The 24,432-nt window shown below is 57.9% G+C and carries 26 protein-coding genes and 1 tRNA gene; 15 read left to right on the top strand and 12 right to left on the bottom strand.

Annotated elements, in window-relative coordinates:
• The first annotated feature begins 260 nt into the window (after window positions 1-260).
• The 6 genes from BCF46_RS01385 (at window position 261) to BCF46_RS01360 (ending at window position 4,113) form a co-directional block, all read left to right on the top strand.
• Window positions 261-887, top strand: a complete 627-nt coding sequence (locus BCF46_RS01385; protein WP_121020988.1) for an ATP-dependent Clp protease proteolytic subunit — start codon at window positions 261-263, stop codon at window positions 885-887.
• Window positions 888-1,044: 157 nt separating this feature from the next.
• Window positions 1,045-2,310: an ATP-dependent Clp protease ATP-binding subunit ClpX gene (gene clpX, locus BCF46_RS01380; RefSeq protein ID WP_121020986.1), complete on the top strand. Its 1,266-nt coding sequence runs from the start codon at window positions 1,045-1,047 to the stop codon at window positions 2,308-2,310.
• Complete coding sequence (locus tag BCF46_RS01375) at window positions 2,310-2,693, top strand: RidA family protein (RefSeq protein WP_121020984.1); 384 nt, start codon at window positions 2,310-2,312, stop codon at window positions 2,691-2,693. Before clpX ends, BCF46_RS01375 begins: the two co-directional genes overlap by 1 nt.
• A 65-nt stretch (window positions 2,694-2,758) precedes the next feature.
• Complete coding sequence (locus BCF46_RS01370; RefSeq protein ID WP_121020982.1) at window positions 2,759-3,142, top strand: NADH:ubiquinone oxidoreductase subunit NDUFA12; 384 nt, start codon at window positions 2,759-2,761, stop codon at window positions 3,140-3,142.
• Window positions 3,143-3,166: 24 nt separating this feature from the next.
• The gene (gene mlaD / locus BCF46_RS01365; RefSeq protein ID WP_121020980.1) at window positions 3,167-3,616 is read left to right on the top strand and encodes an outer membrane lipid asymmetry maintenance protein MlaD; all 450 of its coding nucleotides are present in this window, start codon (window positions 3,167-3,169) and stop codon (window positions 3,614-3,616) included.
• Complete coding sequence (locus tag BCF46_RS01360; protein ID WP_245989681.1) at window positions 3,613-4,113, top strand: DUF2155 domain-containing protein; 501 nt, start codon at window positions 3,613-3,615, stop codon at window positions 4,111-4,113. Before mlaD ends, BCF46_RS01360 begins: the two co-directional genes overlap by 4 nt.
• On the opposite strand, the gene aat is transcribed toward BCF46_RS01360, so the two are convergent.
• The 9 genes from aat to BCF46_RS01320 all read right to left on the bottom strand — a co-directional run bounded on the left by aat (window position 4,019) and on the right by BCF46_RS01320 (window position 12,391).
• Entirely contained in the window at window positions 4,019-4,657 is a 639-nt protein-coding gene (gene aat / locus BCF46_RS01355) for a leucyl/phenylalanyl-tRNA--protein transferase (RefSeq protein WP_121020978.1), read from the bottom strand. The two genes, BCF46_RS01360 and aat, sit on opposite strands and share 95 nt — an antisense overlap.
• Before the next feature lie 40 nt (window positions 4,658-4,697).
• Window positions 4,698-6,041: an acetyl-CoA carboxylase biotin carboxylase subunit gene (gene accC, locus BCF46_RS01350; protein ID WP_121020976.1), complete on the bottom strand. Its 1,344-nt coding sequence runs from the start codon at window positions 6,039-6,041 to the stop codon at window positions 4,698-4,700.
• 6 nt (window positions 6,042-6,047) lie between these two features.
• On the bottom strand, window positions 6,048-6,551 hold the full coding sequence (accB, locus tag BCF46_RS01345) for an acetyl-CoA carboxylase biotin carboxyl carrier protein (protein ID WP_121020974.1): 504 nt from the start codon (window positions 6,549-6,551) through the stop codon (window positions 6,048-6,050).
• Window positions 6,552-6,685: 134 nt separating this feature from the next.
• The gene (locus BCF46_RS19605; protein WP_147435914.1) at window positions 6,686-7,000 is read right to left on the bottom strand and encodes a hypothetical protein; all 315 of its coding nucleotides are present in this window, start codon (window positions 6,998-7,000) and stop codon (window positions 6,686-6,688) included.
• A gap of 136 nt (window positions 7,001-7,136) precedes the next feature.
• Entirely contained in the window at window positions 7,137-7,892 is a 756-nt protein-coding gene (locus tag BCF46_RS01340) for an ABC transporter ATP-binding protein (protein WP_121020972.1), read from the bottom strand.
• 9 nt (window positions 7,893-7,901) lie between these two features.
• Entirely contained in the window at window positions 7,902-8,660 is a 759-nt protein-coding gene (locus BCF46_RS01335; RefSeq protein WP_121020970.1) for an ABC transporter ATP-binding protein, read from the bottom strand.
• A 12-nt stretch (window positions 8,661-8,672) separates the two neighbouring features.
• Window positions 8,673-9,863, bottom strand: coding sequence for a branched-chain amino acid ABC transporter permease (locus BCF46_RS01330; protein WP_121020968.1), 1,191 nt, complete (start codon window positions 9,861-9,863; stop codon window positions 8,673-8,675).
• A gap of 4 nt (window positions 9,864-9,867) precedes the next feature.
• On the bottom strand, window positions 9,868-10,899 hold the full coding sequence (locus tag BCF46_RS01325) for a branched-chain amino acid ABC transporter permease (RefSeq protein WP_121020966.1): 1,032 nt from the start codon (window positions 10,897-10,899) through the stop codon (window positions 9,868-9,870).
• Window positions 10,900-11,032: 133 nt separating this feature from the next.
• The gene (locus tag BCF46_RS01320) at window positions 11,033-12,391 is read right to left on the bottom strand and encodes a substrate-binding protein (protein WP_121020964.1); all 1,359 of its coding nucleotides are present in this window, start codon (window positions 12,389-12,391) and stop codon (window positions 11,033-11,035) included.
• A 253-nt stretch (window positions 12,392-12,644) separates the two neighbouring features.
• Between BCF46_RS01320 and BCF46_RS01315 the strand changes: the two genes are divergently transcribed.
• The 5 genes from BCF46_RS01315 (at window position 12,645) to BCF46_RS01295 (ending at window position 18,563) form a co-directional block, all read left to right on the top strand.
• On the top strand, window positions 12,645-13,934 hold the full coding sequence (locus BCF46_RS01315) for a short-chain fatty acyl-CoA regulator family protein (RefSeq protein ID WP_121020962.1): 1,290 nt from the start codon (window positions 12,645-12,647) through the stop codon (window positions 13,932-13,934).
• 77 nt (window positions 13,935-14,011) lie between these two features.
• Window positions 14,012-14,395 (top strand): response regulator transcription factor, encoded by a 384-nt coding sequence (locus BCF46_RS01310; RefSeq protein ID WP_121020960.1) that lies wholly within the window; start codon window positions 14,012-14,014, stop codon window positions 14,393-14,395.
• Between the two features lie 8 nt (window positions 14,396-14,403).
• Window positions 14,404-14,748, top strand: a complete 345-nt coding sequence (locus BCF46_RS01305; RefSeq protein WP_245989679.1) for a hypothetical protein — start codon at window positions 14,404-14,406, stop codon at window positions 14,746-14,748.
• Window positions 14,748-17,429 (top strand): ATP-binding protein, encoded by a 2,682-nt coding sequence (locus tag BCF46_RS01300; RefSeq protein ID WP_121020958.1) that lies wholly within the window; start codon window positions 14,748-14,750, stop codon window positions 17,427-17,429. The genes BCF46_RS01305 and BCF46_RS01300 overlap by 1 nt, the downstream gene beginning before the upstream one ends.
• 96 nt (window positions 17,430-17,525) lie before the next feature.
• Window positions 17,526-18,563, top strand: coding sequence for a FliM/FliN family flagellar motor switch protein (locus BCF46_RS01295; protein ID WP_121020956.1), 1,038 nt, complete (start codon window positions 17,526-17,528; stop codon window positions 18,561-18,563).
• A 62-nt stretch (window positions 18,564-18,625) separates the two neighbouring features.
• Here the strand turns inward: BCF46_RS01295 and glnA are convergent, their stop codons facing one another.
• Window positions 18,626-20,032, bottom strand: coding sequence for a type I glutamate--ammonia ligase (gene glnA / locus BCF46_RS01290; RefSeq protein ID WP_121020955.1), 1,407 nt, complete (start codon window positions 20,030-20,032; stop codon window positions 18,626-18,628).
• A 37-nt stretch (window positions 20,033-20,069) separates the two neighbouring features.
• Window positions 20,070-20,408: a P-II family nitrogen regulator gene (locus tag BCF46_RS01285; RefSeq protein WP_089944888.1), complete on the bottom strand. Its 339-nt coding sequence runs from the start codon at window positions 20,406-20,408 to the stop codon at window positions 20,070-20,072.
• Window positions 20,409-20,557: 149 nt separating this feature from the next.
• Here BCF46_RS01285 and BCF46_RS20150 point away from each other — a divergent pair, with 149 nt between their 5' ends.
• The gene (locus tag BCF46_RS20150; protein WP_170157829.1) at window positions 20,558-21,253 is read left to right on the top strand and encodes an NAD(P)H-hydrate epimerase; all 696 of its coding nucleotides are present in this window, start codon (window positions 20,558-20,560) and stop codon (window positions 21,251-21,253) included.
• Window positions 21,250-22,107, top strand: coding sequence for an NAD(P)H-hydrate dehydratase (locus BCF46_RS20145; protein ID WP_170157828.1), 858 nt, complete (start codon window positions 21,250-21,252; stop codon window positions 22,105-22,107). The genes BCF46_RS20150 and BCF46_RS20145 overlap by 4 nt, the downstream gene beginning before the upstream one ends.
• 77 nt (window positions 22,108-22,184) lie before the next feature.
• Here the strand turns inward: BCF46_RS20145 and BCF46_RS01275 are convergent, their stop codons facing one another.
• Window positions 22,185-22,694 (bottom strand): Hint domain-containing protein, encoded by a 510-nt coding sequence (locus BCF46_RS01275; protein ID WP_121020953.1) that lies wholly within the window; start codon window positions 22,692-22,694, stop codon window positions 22,185-22,187.
• A 251-nt stretch (window positions 22,695-22,945) separates the two neighbouring features.
• Here BCF46_RS01275 and BCF46_RS01270 point away from each other — a divergent pair.
• A tRNA-Leu gene (locus BCF46_RS01270) sits at window positions 22,946-23,029 on the top strand.
• Window positions 23,030-23,049: 20 nt separating this feature from the next.
• A complete protein-coding gene (tig, locus tag BCF46_RS01265) occupies window positions 23,050-24,387 on the top strand; it encodes a trigger factor (RefSeq protein WP_121020951.1) in 1,338 nt (445 codons plus the stop codon).
• Window positions 24,388-24,432: the final 45 nt, after the last annotated feature.

Here is a 24,432-nt window from a genome sequence, read left to right as displayed (position 1 = left end):
CACCGTATTCAGGTTCGCATCCCTCAAAGAGCCTCAGGGGCTTTGGGAAGTCAAGTTGAGCCGCGCGCCCCCCGAAGCGTAGACCGCGCGGTGCCGGAGATCGGTGCGAACGATGCTGGCTTGAAATCGCGTGCATCCGCTCCAATCTAATCGGTCTCACACCAAGGGGCGAGATGCGCTTGCGCCCGTTTTTCTCCGCCACTAACCTCGCGTTCATATTTACGCATTACGAACCGCTCAAAAGCAGAAGGCAGGCAGGCATGTACGATCCAGTCGAAACCTATATGAATCTCGTTCCGATGGTGGTCGAACAGACCAGCCGTGGCGAACGGGCTTACGACATTTTCTCGCGCCTGCTGAAGGAGCGGATCATTTTCATCAACGGCCCGATCCATGATGGTATGTCCCATCTGGTCGTGGCGCAGCTGTTGCACCTCGAGGCGGAAAACCCGTCGAAGGAAATCAGCATCTATATCAACTCGCCCGGTGGCGTGGTGACGTCGGGCCTGTCGATCTATGACACGATGCAGTACATCAAACCCAAGGTGTCGACGCTGTGCATCGGGCAGGCGGCCTCCATGGGCTCCGTGCTGTTGGCAGGCGGCGAAAAGGGCATGCGCTTCTCGCTGCCAAACTCGCGGATCATGGTTCACCAGCCTTCTGGCGGGTATCAGGGACAAGCGTCGGACATCATGATTCATGCGGCCGAAACGCAAAAGCTGAAAGACCGTCTTTATGACATTTACGTCAAGCACACGGGTCAGACCAAGAAAGCCGTCGAAAAGGCGCTGGACCGCGACAACTTCATGTCGCCGCAAGAGGCCAAAGACTGGGGCCATATCGACGAAATTGTGGAGAATCGTGTCAAGGAAGACGACGACAAATAGTCAAGACCTGCGCCTTGTTTCATTGAAGTAAGCAAGGCGCAGGAAATACGTTTTTTGGCGTTGTGCCTCCCCTGCTGCTGCCCTAACTTATGGCAACAGGCGCAAACGAATTGCCACGCAGTGTGAAGCAGCGGGCGAAAATCAAATAGGTGGTGCAATGGCAAATAACTCTGGTGACGGCAAAAACACCCTCTATTGCTCGTTCTGCGGCAAGTCCCAACATGAAGTGCGCAAGCTGATTGCGGGCCCTACCGTGTTCATCTGCGATGAATGTGTCGAACTTTGCATGGATATCATCCGCGAAGAGACCAAGACCGCCGGTCTGAAAGCCGCCGACGGGGTGCCGACGCCGCAGGAGATTTGCGAAGTTCTGGACGATTACGTCATCGGTCAGGGTCATGCTAAACGCGTGCTGTCTGTAGCGGTTCATAACCACTACAAGCGTCTCAACCATATGGGCAAATCCGGCGACATCGAATTGGCGAAGTCCAACATCATGCTGATCGGGCCAACCGGTTGCGGTAAAACATTGCTGGCGCAAACACTGGCGCGCATTCTTGATGTGCCGTTCACCATGGCAGATGCCACGACACTGACCGAAGCGGGGTATGTGGGCGAAGATGTTGAAAACATCATTCTCAAGCTGCTTCAGGCCTCCGAATACAATGTTGAGCGCGCGCAGCGCGGTATCGTCTATATTGATGAGGTCGATAAAATTACCCGCAAGTCTGACAACCCTTCGATTACCCGTGATGTATCGGGTGAGGGCGTTCAGCAGGCCTTGCTGAAAATAATGGAAGGCACCGTCGCCTCCGTTCCGCCGCAAGGCGGGCGCAAGCATCCTCAGCAGGAATTTCTGCAGGTGGATACGACCAACATCCTGTTTATCTGTGGTGGCGCATTTGCTGGCCTTGATAAAATTATCGCGCAGCGCGGTAAGGGCTCTGCCATGGGGTTCGGTGCCGATGTGCGTGAAGAAAACGACAAGGGCGTCGGCGATCTGTTCAAAGAGCTGGAGCCGGAAGATCTGCTGAAATTCGGCCTGATCCCGGAATTCGTCGGTCGCTTGCCTGTCATCGCGACGCTTGAAGATCTGGACGAGGACTCGCTGGTCATTATTCTGACCCAGCCGAAGAACGCTCTGATCAAGCAGTATCAACGCCTCTTCGAGCTTGAAGATGCCAAACTGACATTCACCGATGACGCGCTGATCGCGATCGCCAAGCGTGCGATCGAACGTAAAACGGGTGCCCGCGGGCTTCGTTCTATTCTTGAAGATATCTTACTCGACACGATGTTCGAATTGCCTGCCTTGGAGAATGTCGACGAAGTGCTGGTGAATGAAGACGCAGTTGGCCGCACGGCCAAGCCGCTGATCATTTATGGCGAGGCCAAAGAAAAGGCCGAAGCTGAAGCTGGCTAATGTCGATCCGTCGGATTTCGTCGGGTGGCGCGTTTGAGCCAAAGGTCGGTTATTGCCGCGCTGTCATAGCTGGTGACTGGATTCATGTGGCTGGCACTGTTGCTGCTCCGTCGCCCGAGACCGGTGAACCACCGGAAGGGGCGGCTGCGCAATGTGCCTCGGCCTTGGCAATCATTGAAAACGCATTGAAGCAAGCTAACGCTGGTTTTTCTGACGTTGTACGCGTGACGTATATGTTGCCCGCCGCAGATGAGTTCGAGGCTTGTTGGCCCGCTTTAAGAGCCGCGTTTGGGGACAATCCACCAGCGGCAACCATGATCGAATGCGGGTTGATCGACCCCAAATACCGCATCGAAATCGAAGTTACTGCGTATAAGCCATAGCGCTGTGCTCTGGACTGTAGCGTAGCTATGGTCCATATAAAACGAGATGAATTTCGGAGGCCGGTATGGGCATTCTCAACACATTTTTTCGCGCCGTTACTTGGTGGGATAGTCAGACGCTGAATACGCAGCTGTTCACATGGCGCAAAGGCGAGAAAATCGGCGAGGACGAGGGCGGGAATATCTACTACCAAACCTCCGACGGTAAGCGCCGCTGGGTGATCTATAATGGAGAGGCCGAAGCTTCGCGCGTGAGTCCCGACTGGCATGGCTGGCTGCACCATACTTGGGATGAGCCGCCTACGAAGGCTCCAATTCCGCGAAAAACATGGGAAAAACCGCATCAGCCAAATCTGACGGGGACGGCAATGGCCTACGCGCCTGCTGGGTCGCTGCGTCAGGCTAAGCCAAAGTCACGGCAGGATTACGAGGCTTGGTCGCCGGAATAACGGCTAAAGCTTGCGGGGGCGCATATGTCTGAAAACACAACTGAAGTAATTGTCGGCACCGGCGTTTTAGCCGTGGCGATCGGGTTTCTGGTCTTTGCGACCGGCGCGACGTCTTTTGCAACGGGCGGTGACGTCTATCCATTGGCGGCGAGCTTCCGCTCTGCCGAGGGCGTAAAGGTCGGGACTGATGTACGCATGGCAGGGGTCAAAGTCGGCACAGTTACCGCGCTGGATCTGAACCCTGAGACTTTTCGCGCAGACGCGACCTTTACGATGAAAAGCGGTATCGAAGTTCCCGACGACAGTGCCATCTCGATCAGTTCCGAAGGCTTGTTGGGCGGTAACTTCGTCGAAGTCATTCCGGGCGGGTCGCCGTTCAATCTTGAGGCTGGCGGAGAGATTGAAGACACGCAAAGCTCTGTTTCGCTCATCACCCTGCTAATGAAGTTCGTGGCTGGGAACGGCGAAGAATGAACCGTCTAGTCGGGGCCTTTATGCTGCTGGGCCTGCCCGCAGGGGCTCAGACGACGATTCAGGGCGACAATCGTGTTATCAGCCTCGGCAATGCGCCTGTCGCGGAAAGTAAAACGCGCGCGGCGGCGTCTAGTGCTGCACAGGCGGTAATGCGTGGGTTGGACAAGTTGGCCGGTGCCAGTGAAGACATCATCCTGACCGCCGGTGAAACAACGCAATTTGGTCCGTTGACGATCTCGATGCAGGATTGCCGCTATCCGAAAGGCAACCCTAACGGGGACGCGTTCGTGAGCCTGTCGATCATCGACACAAAAACGGGGAAATCGGCCTTTGACGGCTGGATGATCGCGTCCAGCCCTGCGCTGAACGCGATGGATCACCCGCGCTATGACGTCTGGGCGATCAGGTGCAAACTTGACGACCGGACACCGTCAGTGGTTGCCGGTGAAAGTTCGCCTCTGCCGATAATGCGTCCCGAAGAGCTCGGCGGTAACTAGCGCGCGGGATTTCGACACCCCCGAGAGACGCCAAGTGCGGCGTCAGGAATTGGGTGTCGAGCAGTTTGAATCCACCCGCATTCAACCGTGACACCAGATAAGCCAGCGCGATTTTTGACGCATCGCGGCGGCGCGAGAACATGGATTCACCAAAGAAGGCGCCATTCAACGTCACGCCGTAGACACCGCCGACCAGCTCGGAGCCATCCCAAACCTCGACAGAATGGGCGTGGCCGGCATGAAACAAATCCATGTAAATGCCGAAAATCGGGGCGTTGATCCACGTCTCTGCACGATCCGCGCAACCCTCGATAACGCCCGCAAAATCAGTGTCGACCTTGATCTGAAACGGCTCACGAACGATCGTTTTGCGAAGCGAGCGCGAGATGTGGAAGCCGTCAAGCGGCAAGACGCCGCGAAACTCCGGATCGAGCCAGAACAGCTCATCATCCTCACGGCTTTCCGCCATCGGGAAAATCCCTTGCGCATAAGCGCTTAGGATCAGTTCCGGTGTCAGCTCAACTGGGCGTTCATCTTTGGCCATAGAGGTAGGAAAGCAGGGCTGCGCTATGCGCGCAACTCACTTAGGTGTTTTCCTCAAGCCAATGTTCCAACCAGTGAATGTTGTATTCACCTGTTTGCACAGCGTCTTCCGCCAGCAGCGCATGGAACAGAGGGGTCGTGGTATCGATGCCGTCCACGATCAATTCGCCCAAGGCCCTGTGCAGACGCGCAAGGGCGGCGGGGCGGTCGGGGGCGTGAACGATCAGCTTGCCGATCAGACTGTCATAGTAAGGCGGGATCGAGTAGCCGTCATAGAGCGCCGAGTCCATCCGTACACCAAGTCCGCCAGGGGCATGATATTGCGTGATTTTTCCGGGGCAGGGGCTGAAGTTCGGTAATTTTTCCGCATTGATGCGGACTTCGATGGCATGGCCGTTGACCACAAGATCTTCCTGCTGGAAGGACATGGGCAGACCAGCGGCCACGTTGATTTGTTCGCGCACCAGATCGACGCCGAATACGGCTTCGGTCACGGGGTGTTCTACCTGCAAACGGGTGTTCATCTCGATGAAATAGAACTCGCCGTTCTCATACAGAAACTCGATTGTACCCGCGCCCGCGTAGTCGATATTTGCCACGGCGTCGGCACAAATCTTACCGATCCGCGCACGGGTTTCCGCGTCGATTGCGGGGCCGGGGGCTTCTTCGAACACTTTTTGGTGGCGGCGTTGCAGGGAACAGTCACGCTCGCCCAGATGCACCGCACGGCCTTTGCCGTCGCCGAACACCTGAATTTCGATGTGGCGCGGCGTGGTCAGGTATTTCTCGATATAGACTTCGTCGTTGCCGAAGTTGGATTTGCCCTCGGCGCGCGCGGTCTGGAACGCGGTCTTCATTTCTTCGCGCGAATTGGCCACTTTCATGCCTTTTCCGCCGCCACCCGCCGTGGCTTTGATGATCACGGGATAGCCGATTTCATCACCGAAGCCGTACGCGTCTTCAAGCGAGGCCACACCACCACCGGAACCGGGGACGCATGGCACGCCCAGCTTTTTCATCGTCTCGATCGCGGTAATCTTGTCGCCCATAACGCGAATGTGCTCGGCAGTTGGCCCGATGAACTTCAGCCCGTGGTCTTCGATGATCTGAACGAAACCGGCATTCTCCGACAGGAAGCCATAACCCGGATGGATCGCTTCCGCCCCGGTGATTTCGCATGCCGAGATGATTGCGGGGATAGACAGATAGCTTTCGGTGCTGGAGGGCGGCCCGATACAGACCGCCTCGTCCGCCATGCGCACATGCATGGCGTCGCTGTCGGCGGTGGAGTGCACGGCCACGGACTGGATGCCCATTTCGCGCGCGGCACGGATGACCCGCAGGGCAATTTCGCCGCGATTGGCGATCAGGATTTTCTTAAACATGGAGGACTACTCCACGATCATCAGCGGCGCGCCGAATTCCACTGGTGTGCCATCCTCGACCATCACGCGCTTAACGGTGCCGGATTTGGGGGCAGGGATGTGGTTCATGGTTTTCATCGCTTCGATGATCAAAAGCGTCTGGCCCTCGGTCACCTTGTCGCCAACGGCGGCGAAGGCTGGTGTGCCGGGCTCTGCTTGCAAATAGCAGGTGCCGACCATTGGTGAGGTCACGGCACCGGGATGTTGCGACGGATCGTCGTCGAGGGACGCGGCGGCGGCAGTGGGGGCCGCGGCAGCAGGCGCGCCCGCTGCGGGTGCGGCGGCAGCAACTGGTGCAGCGGCGGCAACGGTCTGTTGCACTACATTGACCTGCTTAGAGACCCGCACGTTCAGGCTGTCGTCTTCGCCGTACTCGCGCTTCACTTCAAGCTCGGTGAGGTCATTGCTTTTCAAAACCTCGGCCAGTGCTTTTACAAAAGCGACGTCGCCGTCATGGGAGTTCTTTGCCATTTGTTTCTTCCTCGACCGGGGTGCCGTTCTTACTTGCCGGTGATCGTCCGGTAATGCGGCTTTGAATTGACTTGAATGCTTATAGGCCAAGGCGGTTTAGGTGAAAAGCGATGAATTCATGCCAGCACATGCAGTTAGGGATCAAGGGAGGACGGTCGCGGGACCAGCAGATCGACCCGCTCGCCCTTTGGTTGAGGCGGCTCGATCCCCTGCATATTGCGCAGCAAAGTCTGCAACTCATGCTGTTCACGGTCCCTCAACGGGCCGCGCGGATGCTGGTCGGGCGCGAATAGCGCCGCCCCGGACGGTGCTACGGGCGTGACGGGAAGCGTTTGTGACTGGGGAGCGGGTGGCCCGATAAAGGGGCTTTCCGCGGACTGTATCCTGACGGGCTGGTGTTTCGTCGTGGACGGCATCAAGCCGGCCAAATGTTGAGAAAGTAGCATCATCGCTATGCCCTTCCAAAAAGAGGAGCCCACCCACCGTTGACCGTGCGCTGCCCGCCCTAACGACGTGTTAACGAAGCGCACGAAAAAAGGCGCAGCTTGAGTTAACTGCGCCTTAAATTCTGTGCGTCAAACGGGCTTAGATCGCCAGATATTCCGCCCGCAATGCGTCATTCTCCAGCACTTCTTCGGCAGAGCCGTCAAAGACCACGGAGCCCGTATCAAGGATCACCGCGCGGTCCGCCAGTTTCAGCGCAGCGACGGCGTTCTGCTCCACGATGATCGTTGTGATGCCTTGGTCGCGGATGATTTGCAGCGTCTTGGCGATTTCCTGCACGATCACGGGGGCCAACCCCTCATAGGGTTCGTCCAGCAACAGCACTTTGATGTCGCGGCACAAGGCCCGCGCAATGGCCAGCATTTGCTGTTCACCGCCGGATAGCGTCACGCCTTCTTGTTTGCGACGTTCGCCCAAGCGGGGGAAAAGCTCGTAGACACGCTCCAGCGACCAGCCAATCGGCGGGGCGATTTGGGCCAGTTGCAGGTTTTCCTCTACCGTCAGACCGGCGATGATGCGTCGATCTTCCGGCACTAAAGCGATGCCTGCGGCAGAGGCTTGATAGGCTTCCATGCTGTGCAGCGGTTTGTGGTCGAGCCAGATTTCGCCGTGCTGCAACTGCGGATCACCCAACCGAGCGATGGTGCGCAGAGTAGAGGTTTTGCCCGCCCCGTTGCGCCCCAGCAGCGCAAGGATTTCGCCTTCGTGGACGTTGAAGCTGACGCCCTGCACGATGTAGCTTTCGCCGTAATAGGCTTCGATGTCCCAAACGGACAGGAAGGCCGGGGCGGTGGACGCGTGGTTGGCGTTCTTGTTGAAGTCGGGTTTGACGTTCATCGGGGCCTCCTAGACCTGAGCCTCACCCAGATACGCTTCGCGCACCTTGGGATGGCCTTTGATGTTTTCGGGCGTGTCTTCGACCAGTGGGGTGCCTTGCGCCAGAACGGTGATCCGTTCCGCCATGGAAAACACGACATGCATGTCGTGCTCGATGATCGCCATGGTGATGTCGCGCTTTTCCTTGATCTCTTTCAGCAGGTCGATCGTGTTGTTGGTGTCGGCGCGGGCCATGCCGGCGGTTGGCTCGTCGAGCAGCAGCAACTTGGGCTCCTGCACCAGACACATCGCCATTTCCAGACGACGCTTATCGCCACGTGACATGGACGATGCCGTCATGTGGCGTTTGTCGAGGAGCTTCACGTCTTCAAGGATGGCCTCGGCCGTATCCTTGATATCGCCCTGACCACGGACGGCCGCCAATGCGTTCAACTGAAACGAGCCGTCCCGTGCAGCAAAGCAGGGGATCATGACGTTTTCGAAAACGGTCAACTCAGCGAAGATTTCCGGCGTTTGGAACACGCGGGAGACCCCCATCTGGTTGATCTGGTAGGGCTTGCGCCCCAGCAGGGACTGGCCTTGAAAGGTGACCGAGCCTGTATCGGGGATCAGCTTGCCCACGAGGCAGTTCAGCAGCGTAGATTTACCCGCCCCGTTGGGGCCGATGATGGCGTGGACGGTATTTTCCGCCACGCTCAGGTTTACATCAGACAGCGCCTGCAACCCGCCAAAGCGTTTGCCGACATTTTTGATCTCTAGGATGGCCATGTCATTCGCTCCTTATTCAGCAGGGGTTGAGTCGGTCGTGGCCGTGGTGTCTTTTGCCTTGCCACCACGGAATTTTCTGGCGATTTTCTGACCGCCTTCGACCAAACCACCGGGCAGGAAGATCACGATTGCCATGAACATCAGACCCAGCGTCAGGTGCCAGCCTTTGCCCACGAAGGGGTGAACGATGGCGATCAGGAAGTCTTCGATGCCATCTGGCAGGAACGCGAACCACTGATGAAGAACCGTGTCGTTGATCTTGGAGAAGATGTTTTCGAAATACTTGATAAAGCCCGCGCCCAAGACTGGACCGATGAGCGTACCTGCACCACCAAGGATGGTCATCAACACGACCTCGCCAGACGCGGTCCACTGCATACGCTCGGCCCCCGCCAGCGGGTCCATGGATGCCATCAACCCACCCGCCAGACCAGCATACATGCCGGAGATGACGAATGCGGCCAGCGTGTAGGGGCGAGAGTTAAGTCCCGTATAGTTCAGACGCGTCTGATTGGTCTTGATCGCCTTTAGCATCAGCCCGAACGGAGAGCGAAAGATGCGGATGGCGAGGTAGAACATAACCAGCATGATAAGCGCGCAGATGTAGTAACCTGTATTGAAGTCAAAGCTCCATCCACCCATCGACAGCTTGAACGTGGACTGCATTTCCTGACCAAACAGATGCGGGATATTCGGCATCGCGTCGGAGTGGAAATATTGCGGGTCGGAGTTGTAGACCTGCAAACCCGTCTCGCCATTGGTCAGCGGTGTCAGCACCGAATAGGCGAGTGCGAAGGACATCTGCGCGAAGGCCAGCGTCAGGATCGAGAAGTAGATGCCCGAGCGCCGCAGCGAGATATAGCCGATCAGCAAGGCGAACAGGCCCGAGGTGATGACCGACAGGAAGATACCGGGCAGGATGTTGTAGCCCAACAGCTTGAACATCCATACGGCGGAGTAGGAGCCTATCCCGAGGAAGGCCGCGTGGCCGAAGGACAGATACCCGGTCAAGCCGAACAGGATGTTGAACCCGATGGCGAAGATGCCAAATATCACGAAGCGCTGCATCAGGTCGGGGTAGCCCGCGTTGAATTGCGCCATCGCCGAGTCCGTCGGGAACGGGTTCAGGATGAAGGGAGCGCACATCGTCAGGATAGCAACGACGATGAGCAAGGAGGTGTCTTTCTTTTCGAGACCTAGCATTGTCTTAGTCCTCCATCACGCCCTTGCGACCCATAAGGCCGCGCGGACGCACGAGTAGAATGATAATAGCGACGAGATAGATTATGATCTGGTCGATACCCGGCAGGATCTGCTTGATCTGGTTCATCGAGGAGAAGCTTTCGAGAATACCCAGTAGGAAGCCCGCGAGAACGGCACCGGGCAGGGAGCCCATCCCGCCGACCACGACCACCACGAAGCTCAAGACAAGGAAGTCCATTCCCATGTGGTAATTGGGCGAGTTAATCGGCGCGTACATGACCCCCGCTAGCCCTGCCACGGCGGCGGCGATGCCGAACATGATGGTGAAGCGCCGGTCGATATTGATGCCCAGTAGGCCCACTGTCTCTCGGTCGGCCATGCCTGCGCGGACAACCATGCCGAACGTGGTGAATTGCAAGAAGCCGAACACGGCAGCGATGATCAGCGCGGCGAAGAAGAAGTAGACCAAGCGCCAATACGGATAGATAACCGCGTTTGGGTCAAAGCCCAGCAGCGTGCCGAAGTCGAACGAGCCCTTGAACATATCAGGGGCAGGGGTCGGGATCGGGTTGGCGCCGTAGAATTGCTTGATGACCTCTTGAATGACGATGGCAAGGCCAAAGGTCACAAGGATCTGGTCCGCATGCGGGCGCTTGTAGAAGTGCTTAATCAGGCCGCGCTCCATGATGTAGCCGATCCCGATCATGATCGGGATGGCGAACAGGATCGCAAGCGGCACCGACCAGTCTATGATCGAACTGCCCAGCTCGGGGCCGAACCAGCTTTCGACATATGGTGTTTTGATTTTTGCGGGATTGCCTAGAAAGTCGGTTTTGGTCGGATCAATCGTCTCGAAGGATAACGACAAGATGCGCTGTAGCGTGACTGCGCAGAAGGCCCCCAGCATGAACAGCGCCCCGTGGGCGAAGTTCACCACGCCAAGCGTGCCGAAAATCAGGGTCAGGCCCAAGGCGATCAACGCATATGCGGAGCCTTTGTCCAAACCGTTCAGTAGTTGCAGAATGATTACGTCCATCGTTCCCGTCTCGCCTGTTGGGGTGATCTTGCCGAAACCTGTGCCGCGTGTGCGGCCCAAGTGGGCAGGGGGGTGCCGGGGCCCGCACTCTTTTGGAAAGAGCAAGCCCCGGCGTCGTGTCGCTTAGACTAGCTTATGCGCCGGGGTTGCATTTACCCAGTTCGCCACCGGCGAACATTGGGTGGTCAACCGCGTACTCAACCTGTGCACGTGGGGTGATTTCCACGATTTCCAGAAGGTCGAACTCGGATGTCGGGTTGTCTTTACCCTTCACGACCAGAACGTCTTTGAAGCACTGGTGGTCTTCCGCACGGTACTCGGTCGGGCCGTTGCCCAAGCCATCGAACTTGAAGCCTTCGAGGGCTTCTACGATGCCACATGGGTTGAACGTGCCTGCACGTTCCGCCGCATCAGCGTAGAGCATGGTTTGCACGTAGCAGGTGTGCGCTGCCTGGCTGGGTGGGAAGCCGTACTTTTCGCCGAAGGACTTAACGAATGCTTTGGAGCCTTCGTCGGTCAGCGACCAGTGCCAGTTGGTGGAGCCGAAGATGCCTTTAACGTTTTCGCCAGCACCTTTCGCCATCAGGCGGGAGTACAATGGAACAACGATTTCGAAGTCTTTGCCGTTCACCTGCTTTTCACGCAGACCGAACTGGACTGCGGATGTCAGCGAGTTCACCATGTTGCCGCCGTAGTGGTTCAGAACCAGAACGTCTGCGCCGGAGTTCAGAACCGGTGCGACGTAGGACGAGAAGTCCGTTGTTGCCAGCGGTGTCAGGACGTTGTTTGCAGTCTTCCAACCCAGAGCTTCGGTTGCAGCTTGGATGGATTCCTGCTGCGTCCAGCCCCATGTGTAGTCAGCAGTCAGGTGGTAAGCTGTCCGGTCGGAGCCGTAACGCGCTTGCAGCACTGGTGCCAAAGCCGCAGCAGACATGTACCCGTTAAAGAAGTGACGGAAGCCGTTGGCTTTCTTGTCTTTACCGGTTGTGTCGTTGGAGTGGGTCAGACCTGCCATGAAGATCACGCCAGCTTCCTGACACAGACCTTGCACAGCCACAGCCACGCCGGAGGACGAGCCGCCGGTAATCATCACCGCGCCGTCTTTTTCGATCATCGACTTGGCCGATGCGCGGGCTGCGTCAGATTTGGTCTGTGTGTCGCCAGTTACAAACTCGACTTTCTTGCCGAGGATGCCATTGCCTTGCAGGACTTTGGACGAGAACGTGCTCATCATGCCGCCGTCGCCGCCACCGTTCAGGTGCTCGACTGCCAGCTCGTAGGCGCGCAGCTCGTCTGCACCTTCGTCGGCGTAAGGGCCGGACTGTGGTACGTTGAAGCCCAGCGTGACCGTGGAGCCGGTTGGTGCGTTAAGGTAGCCGGAATGGCCATCGGCCCAGACAGAGCCGTCAAAGAGTGTTGGTGCCGCCAGCGCGCCGCCTGCCATTGCAGACGTCTTGAGCAACCCACGACGCGTGAAGTTCGAATTGGACATTTAAATCCTCCCTAAGTGATTGTGGCGTCCTCCTCCTCCGAGTCCGCCGTGGCCGGATTGTTTCTCCAGCCTGCCGAAGTATCAGGGCGGCAAGGTAAATTGCGCAACAAGCCATTGGGTTCGCTTTGAAAATTTGTAAACAAATGGACATTGCATACGCAGAAATTGTAAACTAATTTTCAACGCAGCGCGGAAAGCCTCTGGATTCGTTCAGGAAAACAAAGGCAGGCCACCGCAATGTATTGAGGGACATATGCCAAAGTCTGCTTTGACCGGATCCAGAATTCGCGAACACCGCCTGATGCGCGGGCTAAAGCAGGCGGACTTGGCGCGGCAGATCGGGATATCCGCCAGCTACCTCAATTTGATCGAACATAACCGGCGCAGAATCGGTGGCAAAACCCTGTTGGCCTTGTCAGAGGTACTCGGCATCGACCCCTCTACGTTGAGCCAAGGGGCGGAGCGCGCGGTCGTGACCCAACTTCAGGATGCCGCCGCGTCCGACGTGGACACCTTGGTCGAGTTGGACCAGATCGACGATCTTGTGGCGCGTTTCCCCGGCTGGGCGGCGAAGATCACTGCCCAGCATCGCCGTTTGCGTGCGCTGGAGCAAACCGTGGGCGGGCTGAACGACCGGCTGACCCATGACCCTGTCTTGTCCGAGAAAATGCATGAGGTGCTGTCGACCGTGTCCGCTATCCGCTCCACCGCGTCGATCCTTGTGGCGACGCCGGATTTAGGGACCGAGTGGCAGGCGCGGTTCTATTCCAACATAGACACCGAAAGCCGCAGGTTGGCTGATAGCTCGGCCTCGATGGCTGCGCATCTGGATGTTTTGTCGCGTAAAGACACCGGTCGAGCGACCCCGTTGGAGGCCGTCTTTGCCGCGTTCGACGCGCGCGGTCATCATCTGGTGGAACTTGAGGAAGGCGGCGACCCGCACGCACTCGCCACACAGTTACCCGAGATTGACAGCGCCGAAGCTCGCGCCTTGGCTTTACAGTATTTCAGGACTTACAGCGCTGATGCTCTGGCAATGCCGCTCGATGCGTTCGAGGCCGCAGCGCATGAGTTGAACTTCGATCCTGCCGCCTTGGCGGGCAGGTTCAGCGTTCCCTTGGAGGCCGCGCTCCGCCGTCTTGCAAGCCTTCCCCGCGGGGCGACAATTCCCGACATCGGCTTGGTGAGTTGTGATGCGGCGGGGGCATTGCTGGTCCGCAAGTCGCCATCCGGTTTGGCGCTGCCTTGGTTTGGGGCTGGTTGCCCGCTCTGGCCGTTATACGCAGCGTTGAATGCGCCGGGTGTTCCTATCCGCAGGCTGATTGAAGGCGAAGACGGCGCGCGATTTACGGCGATGGCGTTGGCGCACCCGTCCGGGCCGCTACGTTTTGACCGCCCGCCAGTTTATCACGCCATCATGTTGCTTGTGGCACAAGACGATCAGCAGGATGACCCCGCGATTCCGGTCGGGAGTTCGTGCAGGATTTGCGCCCGCAGCGATTGCGATGCACGGCGCGAACCCACTGTTTTAACGCAAGCATAATGAAGTGGCGTTTTGACAACTGACGAAAATGGGGCCTAATGGTGCACACGGCCAAACTTGGGGGAGGAGTAGGGCGCATGTCAAAGACCGTTTTGCTTGTCGAAGATGAGCCGAACATCATCGAAGCCATTAGCTTTCTGCTTGAACGCGACGGCTGGACGGTGCGCATTCATTCTCAGGGCGGTGATGCGGTTGAAGCTGTGGCGCGAGTGGCCCCTGACGTGGTGGTGTTGGACGTTATGCTGCCGGGACGCAGCGGTTTTGACATCCTGCGCGATTTGCGCAGCGAGGCCACCACTAAAGAATTGCCCATCCTGATGCTGACAGCTCGCGGCCAGACCAAGGACCGCGAATTGGCGGAAAGCTACGGGGTTAGCCATTTTATGACCAAGCCCTTCTCCAACGAGGAAATGCTGGGCAAGGTGCGCGAGCTATACGCCGCCTCGGTCGATAAGTCCTAAGCGCCGCCATGCCCGATCTTGAGGAGCCAAAGGGTCAGGGACGCCGACGCATCAGGCTGACGGCGACCAGCCCCAACTCCCGCAGCTTGTTTCTGGAACGCCGTGTCTACCAACGCCGACGGCTTATTGATGCGGCAAAACTGTTGCCTATTGCCGGGTTGTTTTTGTTCGTCGTGCCCGCGCTGATTTTGGGCACCCCTGGCGAGGAAAACGCGTCGGGGACCACTGCTCTACGGTTGATCTATTTCTTCTTTGTCTGGGCCTGTCTGATAGCGGTTTGCGCCACGATTGCGCGCGGATTGGCGGGGTCAGATCAATCCGGTGGTGACAAGACCGACGAGGACCGTCCCTGATGGTCAGCTTCAACATCCTTGTCACCGTTGCGGTGATCTACACCATGGTGCTGTTTGGCGTGGCCTTTTATGCGGACCAGCGTGCGCGGCGCGGGCCATCGCGCTGGCTGCGCTCGCCTTGGACCTACACGCTGTCCCTGAGCGTCTACTGCACGGCATGGACATTTTACGGCGCGGTGGGCAACGCCGCGCGATCAGGGTTGGAATACCTGACGATCTATCTTGGCCCGACCTTGGTTTTTCTGGCGTGGTGGTGGCTTTTGCGCAAGCTCGTGCGTATCGGCAAGGCGGAGCGGATCACGTCCATCGCGGACATGATTTCCAGCCGCTATGGAAAGTCACCAGCCATTGCGGTCATCGTCACCGTCCTCTCCATCGCGGGGACCACGCCATATATCGCGCTGCAATTGCAGTCGGTGACCTTGTCAGTGGCGGTGTTCTCCGACTTTTCCGCCGAGACCGGTGGGTCTGACTTGAATGCCACCGCGTTCTGGCTGTCGGCGGGACTTGCGCTGTTCACAATCTTTTTCGGCACGCGGAATCTTGATGCCAACGAGCGTCACCACGGTGTGGTCACCGCCATTGCACTAGAGGCCATCGTGAAGTTGGTGGCCTTGCTTGCAGTGGGAATTTTTGTCGTCTGGGGCGTCTCGGGCGGGATCAGCGAGACCTTGCGCGCGATTGAGTCCAGTGCCGTGGCCGATTGGCAGCCCAGCCCCAGCCGATGGACATCTATGATATTCCTGTCCGCGGCGGCAGTGATCTGCCTGCCGCGCATGTTTCAGGTTTTGGTGGTGGAGAACTCGGACGAGCGGCACTTGCGTACCGCTGCTTGGGCTTTTCCCGCTTACGTCCTGGCTATGAGCCTGTTCGTTCTACCCATCGCCGTTGTCGGGTTGGCAGTTATGCCATCAGGCTCGAATCCCGACCTGTTCGTTCTGACTTTGCCGCTGCAACTGGGGCAGGAGGGGTTGGCGTTGCTCGCCTTCCTCGGCGGGTTCTCGTCCGCGACGTCAATGGTGATCGTGGCCTCGATCGCTCTGGCGACCATGGTGTCGAACCATATCGTGGTGCCGATCTGGCTCAATACTCGCCCCGCGGGGGCTTCGATGTCCGGCGACATGCGCCATGTGGTGCTGCTGTCACGCCGCCTATCTATCGTGGCTGTGCTGGGTTTGGGCTATATCTATTATCGCACCACTGGTGGATCGACGGCGCTGTCGGCGATTGGTCTGGTCAGCTTCGCAGGTGTCGCGCAAGTGGTGCCCGCATTGATCGGCGGATTGTTCTGGCGCGGTGCCACGCGGCGCGGGGCGATTGCGGGGCTGTTGGTCGGCTTCGGGCTTTGGATTTACACTTTGTTCATGCCAGCGATCGGTGCGTTCCCCGTGTCGATGTTGGAACACGGTCTGTTTGGCGCTGATATGCTGCGCCCTCAGGCATTGTTGGGGTTCAGCGATATGGACCCGCTGGTGCACTCGATTTTCTGGTCCATCTCGCTGAACACGCTGGCTTTTGTTATCGTCTCCTTGGTGTCTTTCCCAACCCCGATGGAGCGCCTTCAGGGGGCCGCCTTCGTAAACGTGTTCGAGCGTGGCGATGGCGCGGTTGCTGCCACCGGCGGACAGGCGGAGGCCGAGGACCTGCTGGTGATGTCGCAGCGGTTGCTGGGCGCGCGTGAGGCCCAAACCTTGTTCCAACGCGAGGCGACGCGGCAGGGCAAGGCGGGGTATTTGCCTGATCCGACCCCTGATTTCATCAACTTGCTTGAACGGGAGTTGGCGGGGTCCGTTGGCGGGGCAACGGCGCATGCGATGATCGCCCAGATTAATGGGCAGGCCTCTATCACAGTACGAGACCTGCTGGCAGTGGCCGACGAGAGTGCGCAGATGCTGGAATATTCCAGCCAACTGGAGACCCAATCGCGTGAGGTCGAGAAAACCGCCCGAAAGCTGCGTGAGGCCAATGCAAAATTGACGGCGCTTTCGGTGCAAAAGGATGCGTTCCTGTCTCAGGTCAGCCATGAGTTGCGCACACCGATGACTTCGATCCGGTCGTTTTCCGAATTCCTGATGGAAGGCGGCATGGATGAGCAGGCCCAGGCCAGATACGCGGGCATCATCCACGAGGAGAGTATTCGTCTGACGCGGCTGCTCGATGATTTGCTGGACCTGAGCGTGTTGGAAAATGGTCAGGTGGTGCTAAACGTGCAAACCGCCAGCCTGCGCGATCTGTTGGACCGCGCGGTGTCATCGGCTGGTTTGGACGCATCTAAACCGAACGGGCTTGAGGTGCTGCGAACGGTGGAGGACGAGGGCGTGTTGCTGAAGACAGATACCGACCGTCTTAGTCAGGTGTTTATCAACCTAATCTCCAACGCGCAGAAATACTGCCTGTCTGATGCGCCCAGTCTGCGGATTGTCGTGTCGCAGTCTACTGACAACGTAGACATTGATTTTATTGACAACGGGCTCGGCATTTCTCCGAAAGACGCGACAGTGGTTTTCGAGAAATTCGTGCGCCTTACCGATCAAGCGTCGGCGGGTAGCGCGGGGCTTGGCTTGGCGATCAGTCGCGAGATTATGCACCGTTTGGGCGGTACGCTGGACTATGTGCCGGGGCAGGGTGGCGCGGCCTTCCGTGTGCAACTGCCTCTTGTACGTGTCGAGCGGGCTGCCTGACGAATTTCTGCAGAGCTGCCGTTACTGTTAATCAAATCGCAGCATATTGGGGGCAAATCTGTGCGGGATTAAACCGAGAACGTACAGGCAGACACTTTGACTGGACCCAATACCGCGTTGGCACTGATGGTGCGCCCCAGTAAACCCAAACGTGGCGCAAGCCATGTCCTGCTGGAAGACATTGCTGACACCTTGCTTCGCGGCCCCGCCAAAACTGGTCACGGCATTGATCTTTTGGTGCGCGATGCGCAGGCGCAGTGCCTTCCACAAGCCAAGGCCCTCGCAGGGGTGCCAGATATCGCCGTGCCGCATGTCCTTGAGGGGCCTGACGGGGCGACGGGATTGTTGGTGTTCGACGGCGTGTTGGTTGATGCGCTGATTGAGCAGCAGACCTTGGGGCGTATTTCCGCAGCACCTCGGGTGGATCGGCCTGTTACGGCGATTGATGCGGCGCTTAGTTCAGGCTTTGCTGCGACAGTGGTGGCAAAACTGGCGGAGCTGTGTGGCGTTCGGCACGATGCCGCTGCGTTGGCGGGGTTCGCCTGCGGGGCACCTCAAACCGACCGCGCGGGACTTAGTCTGGCGATGTCGGCAAAAGCGTATGACGTGCTGCGGATGTCTATCGATTTGGGGCCGGGGCTGAAAACGGGGCAAGCGATGTTGATGTTTCCCGCTATCGTGGTCGAAGTAAAGCCGAGGTCGAAACAGGTAAACCCTGCAATGGTCGCGATTTTGCAAGATAGTGCACTCAAACTGGAGGCGTACCTGCCGTCGGTGCGACTCCCGGTCAAAACGCTTTTGGGATTGGAATCCGGCGCGGTTATTCCTTTGCCGGACGGCATATTGGCCCGCACACAGGTGCGGGACCGGCGCAAAACCCTTCTTGGCAAAGGTCGTCTAGGGCAGGCCAACGGACGCCGCGCAATTCGACTGGACGGGGTGCCGCCTGAGCAAACAACGTCGTCTATTGCACAAGTGGCACCTCCAACCCTCAACGCGACGCCGACGATTGAGGGTTTGATCGACTCTCAACCGGTGGTTGACCGCGAGGATGCTGGACACGAGCAAGCAGCATCACGAGAGGCGAGTATCGGGGAACCGGCGGCCACTGAAATGCAAGGCCTGCCAAGCTAAGCACCACCAACAGAAAAAGGCACCCGCTGGGGTGCCTTTTCCGATTTTCTGAACGCTACGAACTAGCAGCTATAGTACAGCTTGTATTCAATCGGGTGCGGTGTGTGCTCGTAGGCGTAAACCTCTTCCCACTTCAGCTCCATATACCCCTCGATTTGCGACTTGGTGAACACGTCACCGGCCAGCAGGAATTCGTGATCCTCTTCCAGCGCGTCCAGCGCTTCGCGCAGGCTGCCGCAAACTGTTGGAATGCCGGCTAGCTCTTCCGGTGGCAGATCGTAGAGATCTTTGTCGGAAGACGGGCCGGGGTCGATTTTGTTCTTGATGCCGTCAAGCCCGGCCATCAACAACGCTGCGAAGCACAGGTATGGGTTGGCTGCCGGATCAGGGAAGCGGGCTTCTACGCGCTTGGCCTTGGGGTTCTCGGCCCAAGGAATACGAACACAGCCCGACCGGTTGCGCGCGGAATACGCACGCAGAACCGGCGCCTCAAAGCCCGGGATCAGGCGCTTGTAGGAGTTGGTCGACGGGTTGGTGATCGCGTTCAGCGCTTTGGCGTGCTTCAGGATACCACCGATGAAATACAGGGCTTCCTGAGACAGATCAGCATATTGGTCGCCCGAGAACAGCGGCTTGCCGTCTTTGAAGATCGACATGTTCACGTGCATGCCTGTGCCGTTATCGCCCGCGATCGGCTTTGGCATAAAGGTCGCCGACTTGCCGTAGGCGTGGGCTACGTTGTGGATCACATATTTGTATTTTTGCAGCTCGTCCGCTTGGTGGACCAGTGAGCCAAAGATCAGGCCCAACTCGTGCTGGCAGGAGGCCACTTCGTGGTGGTGCTTGTCGACCTTCATACCCATGCGCTTCATGGTGGACAGCATTTCGGACCGCAGGTCTTGCGCGGCATCGGTCGGGTTCACGGGGAAGTAGCCGCCCTTGATACCCGGACGGTGGCCCATGTTGCCCATTTCGTATTCCGCGTCGGAATTCCACGAGGCGTCTTGCGCGTCGACTTCGAACGACACTTTGTTCATTTCAACAGAGAAGCGCACGTCGTCGAACAGGAAGAATTCGGCTTCCGGACCCCAGTAGGAAATGTCACCGATGCCGGTCGTTTTCAGATAGGCTTCGGCCTTCTCGGCGGTGCCGCGCGGGTCGCGGTCATATGGCTCCATCGTGTCCGGCTCGACCACGGTGCAGTGCACGCAGATGGTTTTTTCAGCGTAGAACGGGTCCATGTAAGCAGAGGATGCGTCAGGCATCAGCTTCATGTCGGACTGGTCGATGGATTTCCAACCAGCGATGGAGGAGCCGTCAAACATGAAGCCCTCTTCCAGAAAATCCTCGTCGACCAGATCGGAGACGATGGTCACGTGTTGCAGCTTGCCGCGTGGGTCGGTGAACCGAATGTCGACATACTCGACATCCTCGTCCTTGATGGTCTTCAGCAGATCTTTATTGCTCATCTGGCCGTTCCTCTTTTGTCAGATAGAATAGTGTAGGTTACAACGCGTCGTCGCCGGACTCACCGGTTCTGATGCGAATGGCTTGCTCCACGGTGGAGACGAAGATTTTGCCGTCGCCGATCTTATCGGTTTTCGCGGCCTCGATGATCGCCTCGATGGCGCCATCCAGCTGGTCATCGGCCAGTACGACTTCGATTTTAACTTTGGGCAGAAAGTCCACGACATACTCGGCGCCGCGATACAGCTCCGTGTGGCCTTTCTGGCGGCCGAAACCTTTGACCTCGGTGACGGAGAGGCCTTGAATCCCCAGCTCCTGCAGCGCTTCTTTTACTTCGTCCAGTTTGAACGGCTTGATAATCGCTTCAATCTTCTTCATCTCAGTCCGACTCCCTTTGCTCGTCTTGCATGGGTCAGACCACTTTCAATTGAAGGGTACAATTGGCAGACTGTTGATGGGGCGAGTATCAGCCTAAGCGAGACTAATGATGCTTAAATTTTGTGCATAACGCTGAGAAAGTGGGCGGAATGAAAACTTCAGGCCAAACGGGGTCATCCGAGACGATCACCAGTGACGAAATGCGGGCGTTGGAGCAGGCCGCGATCGCCTCGGGGCGGGTCACCGGACTGGAGCTGATGGAACGCGCGGGCAGAGGCGTAGTGGAGGCCATTTTCGAGGAATGGCCCTCCTTGGCCGAGGGTGAGCGACGCGCAGTGGTATTATGCGGACCGGGTAACAATGGCGGGGACGGGTTTGTCGTGGCGCGATTGTTGAGTGAGGCCGGGTGGGTCGTTGCAGTCTTCATGTTCGGGAATTCCGAGACGTTACCCCCCGATGCACGCAGCAATTTCGAACGATGGGTCACGGTGGGTGACGTCGCAGACATCGAACTGGCCTCCCAAGTTGACTACGCCGCCTGCGATCTGGTCGTGGATGCGCTGTTTGGAATAGGGCTGACGCGCCCAATCACAACACCTGTGCTGCGCGATCTGTTCAAAACAATTTCACTGGCGGAGAAACCGGCGCGCGTGGCCGTTGACGTGCCGTCCGGTGTGGATAGCGACAGTGGATTGCCACCCGAGGGGGGATCGGCCCTGCGCGCTGATCTGATGGTGACATTTCATGCCTACAAACCCTGCCACCTTCAGGACGCAGGTGCCGGTTTGGCGCGCGCACCGGCGGCATTGGCGCGTCACGTTGTTGTAAAGGATATTGGCCTATGACCCTGCTCGAAATGACGCCGGAGCGCATCGAAGTTCTGCGCAAACGCTCTGATCAGCACAAGTTCGACCATGGCTCGGCGTTGGTACTGTCCGGCCCCGCGACCCGCACTGGTGCTGCGCGACTGGCGGCCATGGCGGCGTTGCGGGTGGGGGCAGGGGTTGTGACCGTCGGTGCACCGCGCGATGCCTTGCCCGAATGCGCCGCGCATCTGACGGGGATCATGTTGCGGGAGGTCTCCGAAGCGCTCGACCTGTCGCTGATCCTCGCGGAAGACCAAAGGATCAACGCGCTGTGCATCGGGCCGGGCTTCGGCTTGGAGCCAGCGCACGGTGCCATCCTGCGCGCGGCGCTCGCAACGCAGCGCGCGGTGGTGCTGGATGCCGACGCACTGACGCTGATGGCACAGGACCGTGAGCTATTCACGCAACTGCATGAGGCCTGCGTTCTCACACCCCATGCGGGCGAATTCCGCAGGCTCTTCCCGGGGCTGGGCGAGGATGGCGACGGGTTCACGCTCGACGAGAAGAAAGACGCCACGCAGCGGGCGGCGGATATGTCTGGCGCTGTGGTGCTTTATAAAGGCGGGCAGACCACCATCGCGGCCCCCGGATGTCCTGTAGCGGTTTTGGACACCATGTCCGAGCCAAATGTAGCGTGGTTGGCAACGGCGGGGGCAGGCGATGTGCTGGCAGGCCTGATCACGGGGCTATTGGCCAAGGGGTTGAAACCAATTGAAGCCGCCGAGATCGGGGCGCTGCTGCATGCCATGGCCGCTAAGGTGCTAGGGCCGGGGCTCATCGCCGAGGATTTGCCGGGGCAAATCCCAGGTCTCTTTCGCGAGTTGGGTGTTTAATCGGTTGGCTGGGTGGGGCCCCATATAGTTACAGGGCCCCGCTGCCGGGTGCGGTGTAGCGAGAGTGCGTGGCAGTGTTATGCGGCTACGTGGATGTCTTGTGGGCCTTCGGCGGCTTCCGTGATGAAGTCCGAGATGACCTCGACACCGTCGGCGTAAAAAATTTCCTCTTCCTCAAAGCGCAGCTGATAGACGTCGTGGATGTCCAACTCGGCTTCTTCGAAGATGTATTTGCCATCGACCATGGTGTTGATGTTGACGATGACCATATCGCGGCCAAACAACATTTCCGCGCGCCAGTCGCGAACCATAACCTCTTGGTCAGGGGCCATAAGCATTTCTGAATTTGGACGAGAGAAGCCAAGCGTTCCCTGACCCACACGGATCGGGCGCATCATATGACGCTCGACGCGCAGCTCTTTCATCGTGCGCATTCCGTTTCGTGTGACGATACGGTCGCCCGCTTCAAGGCTGGAGATTGGCAGGTAGCCGCGCATCGTCAGGACTTGGGCACCGCCGAGAAGGCCGCTGAGTTTGGTGTTGGATTCGGTTCCCCCACCGAAAGTCTTGTGCATGTTGGCAGACATGTGATCACTCCGAATACTGGTTGTGTCTTTCGATGGTTAATTAATGAGAAGCAAATGAGGCAGAAAAGGGACATGACCCTGACGAGACCAAGGCTATGTCGGGATGAATCAGAGGCGATAAAGGCATAAGGTCAGGGTTCCCTTACCTTTTGGTGGTGAATTGGGTGATTTTCGTCTCGCATCCGTTGGCGGGCTTTGCTACATGGGCGCGAAGCGGGCTTCGGAGGCGACTCTTTAGTCAGTAAAGTTATGCGGGTGTGGCGGAATGGTAGACGCACCAGATTTAGGTTCTGGCGCCGCAAGGCGTGGAGGTTCGAGTCCTCTCACCCGCACCATATATATAAGGACGACTAATATGAAGGTCACCGAGACCCTGAACGAAGGCCTCAAGCGCGGCTACAACATCGTAGTCACTGCCGCTGAGATGGACGAGAAAGTAAACGAAAAGCTTCTCGAGGCGCAGCCTGAAGTTGAGATGAAGGGTTTTCGCAAAGGCAAAGTGCCTATGGCCCTGCTGAAAAAACAGTTCGGTGACAAGGTCATGGGCGAAGCGATGCAGGAAAGCATCGACGGCGCGATGTCCAAGCATTTCGAAGAATCCGGCGATCGCCCTGCGATGCAGCCTGAAATCAAAATGACCAATGACGACTGGAAGCCGGGCGACGATGTTGACGTGTCCGTTTCCTACGAAAAACTGCCGGAAATTCCCGAAGTTGATCTGAAGAAGATTAAGCTTGAAAAGCTGGTCGTGAAAGCTGAAGACAAAGATATCGACGAAGCCTTGTCAAATCTGGCCGAAAACGCGCAGAACTTTGATGATCGCAAAAAAGGCTCCAAGTCGAAAGATGGCGACCAAGTGACGATCGACTTCCTTGGTAAGGTCGACGGCGAGCCGTTTGAAGGCGGCGCTGCGGAAGACTATCCGCTGGTACTGGGCTCCAACTCGTTCATCCCGGGTTTTGAAGCGCAACTGGTTGGTGCCAAAGTTGGCGACGATGTCGAAGTGAATGTTGACTTCCCTGCGGAATACCAAGCCGAGCATCTTGCGGGCAAAGCCGCTGTGTTCGAGTGTAAGATCAAAGCCGTCAAGGAACCCAAAGCTGCCGAGATCAACGACGAGTTGGCCAAGCAGTTCGGTGCCGAAGATCTGGCGTCGCTGAAAACCCAAGTGGCAGAGCGTCTGGAAGCTGAATTTGGTGGCGCGTCCCGCGCTGTTCAAAAGCGCAAGCTGCTGGACGAGTTGGACAAGCTGGTGAAATTCGAGCTGCCCCCGTCGCTGGTCGAGGCCGAAGCCGGCCAGATTGCCCACCAGTTGTGGCACGAGGAAAACCCTGACGTCGAAGGCCACGATCACCCCGAGATCGAAACCACAGACGAACACAAAGGTCTTGCCGAGCGCCGCGTGCGTCTTGGCTTGCTGCTCGCCGAGATGGGTCGCAAGAACGAGATCGAAGTCACCGACGCCGAGATGACGCAAGCGATCATGAACCAAGCCCGCCAGTATCCGGGTCAAGAGCGTCAGTTCTTTGAGTTCGTTCAGCAAAACCAGCAGATGCAGCAGCAGATGCGTGCGCCGATCTTTGAAGACAAAGTGGTCGACTATGTTTTTGAGTTGGCGGAAGTCAAAGAGAAGATTGTCAAAAAAGCCGCGCTTGAGAAAGCCGTTGAAGCTTTGGAAGACGACGCCTCTTAAGCCTCTGACAAGGTTATGGAATTCAAGGCCGCCCCTCGGGGCGGC

The organism is Litoreibacter meonggei (genome assembly GCF_003663885.1).
In the GTDB taxonomy this organism is placed as follows: Bacteria; Pseudomonadota; Alphaproteobacteria; order Rhodobacterales; family Rhodobacteraceae; genus Litoreibacter; species Litoreibacter meonggei.
This window is presented reverse-complemented; position numbering and strand designations above follow the sequence as displayed.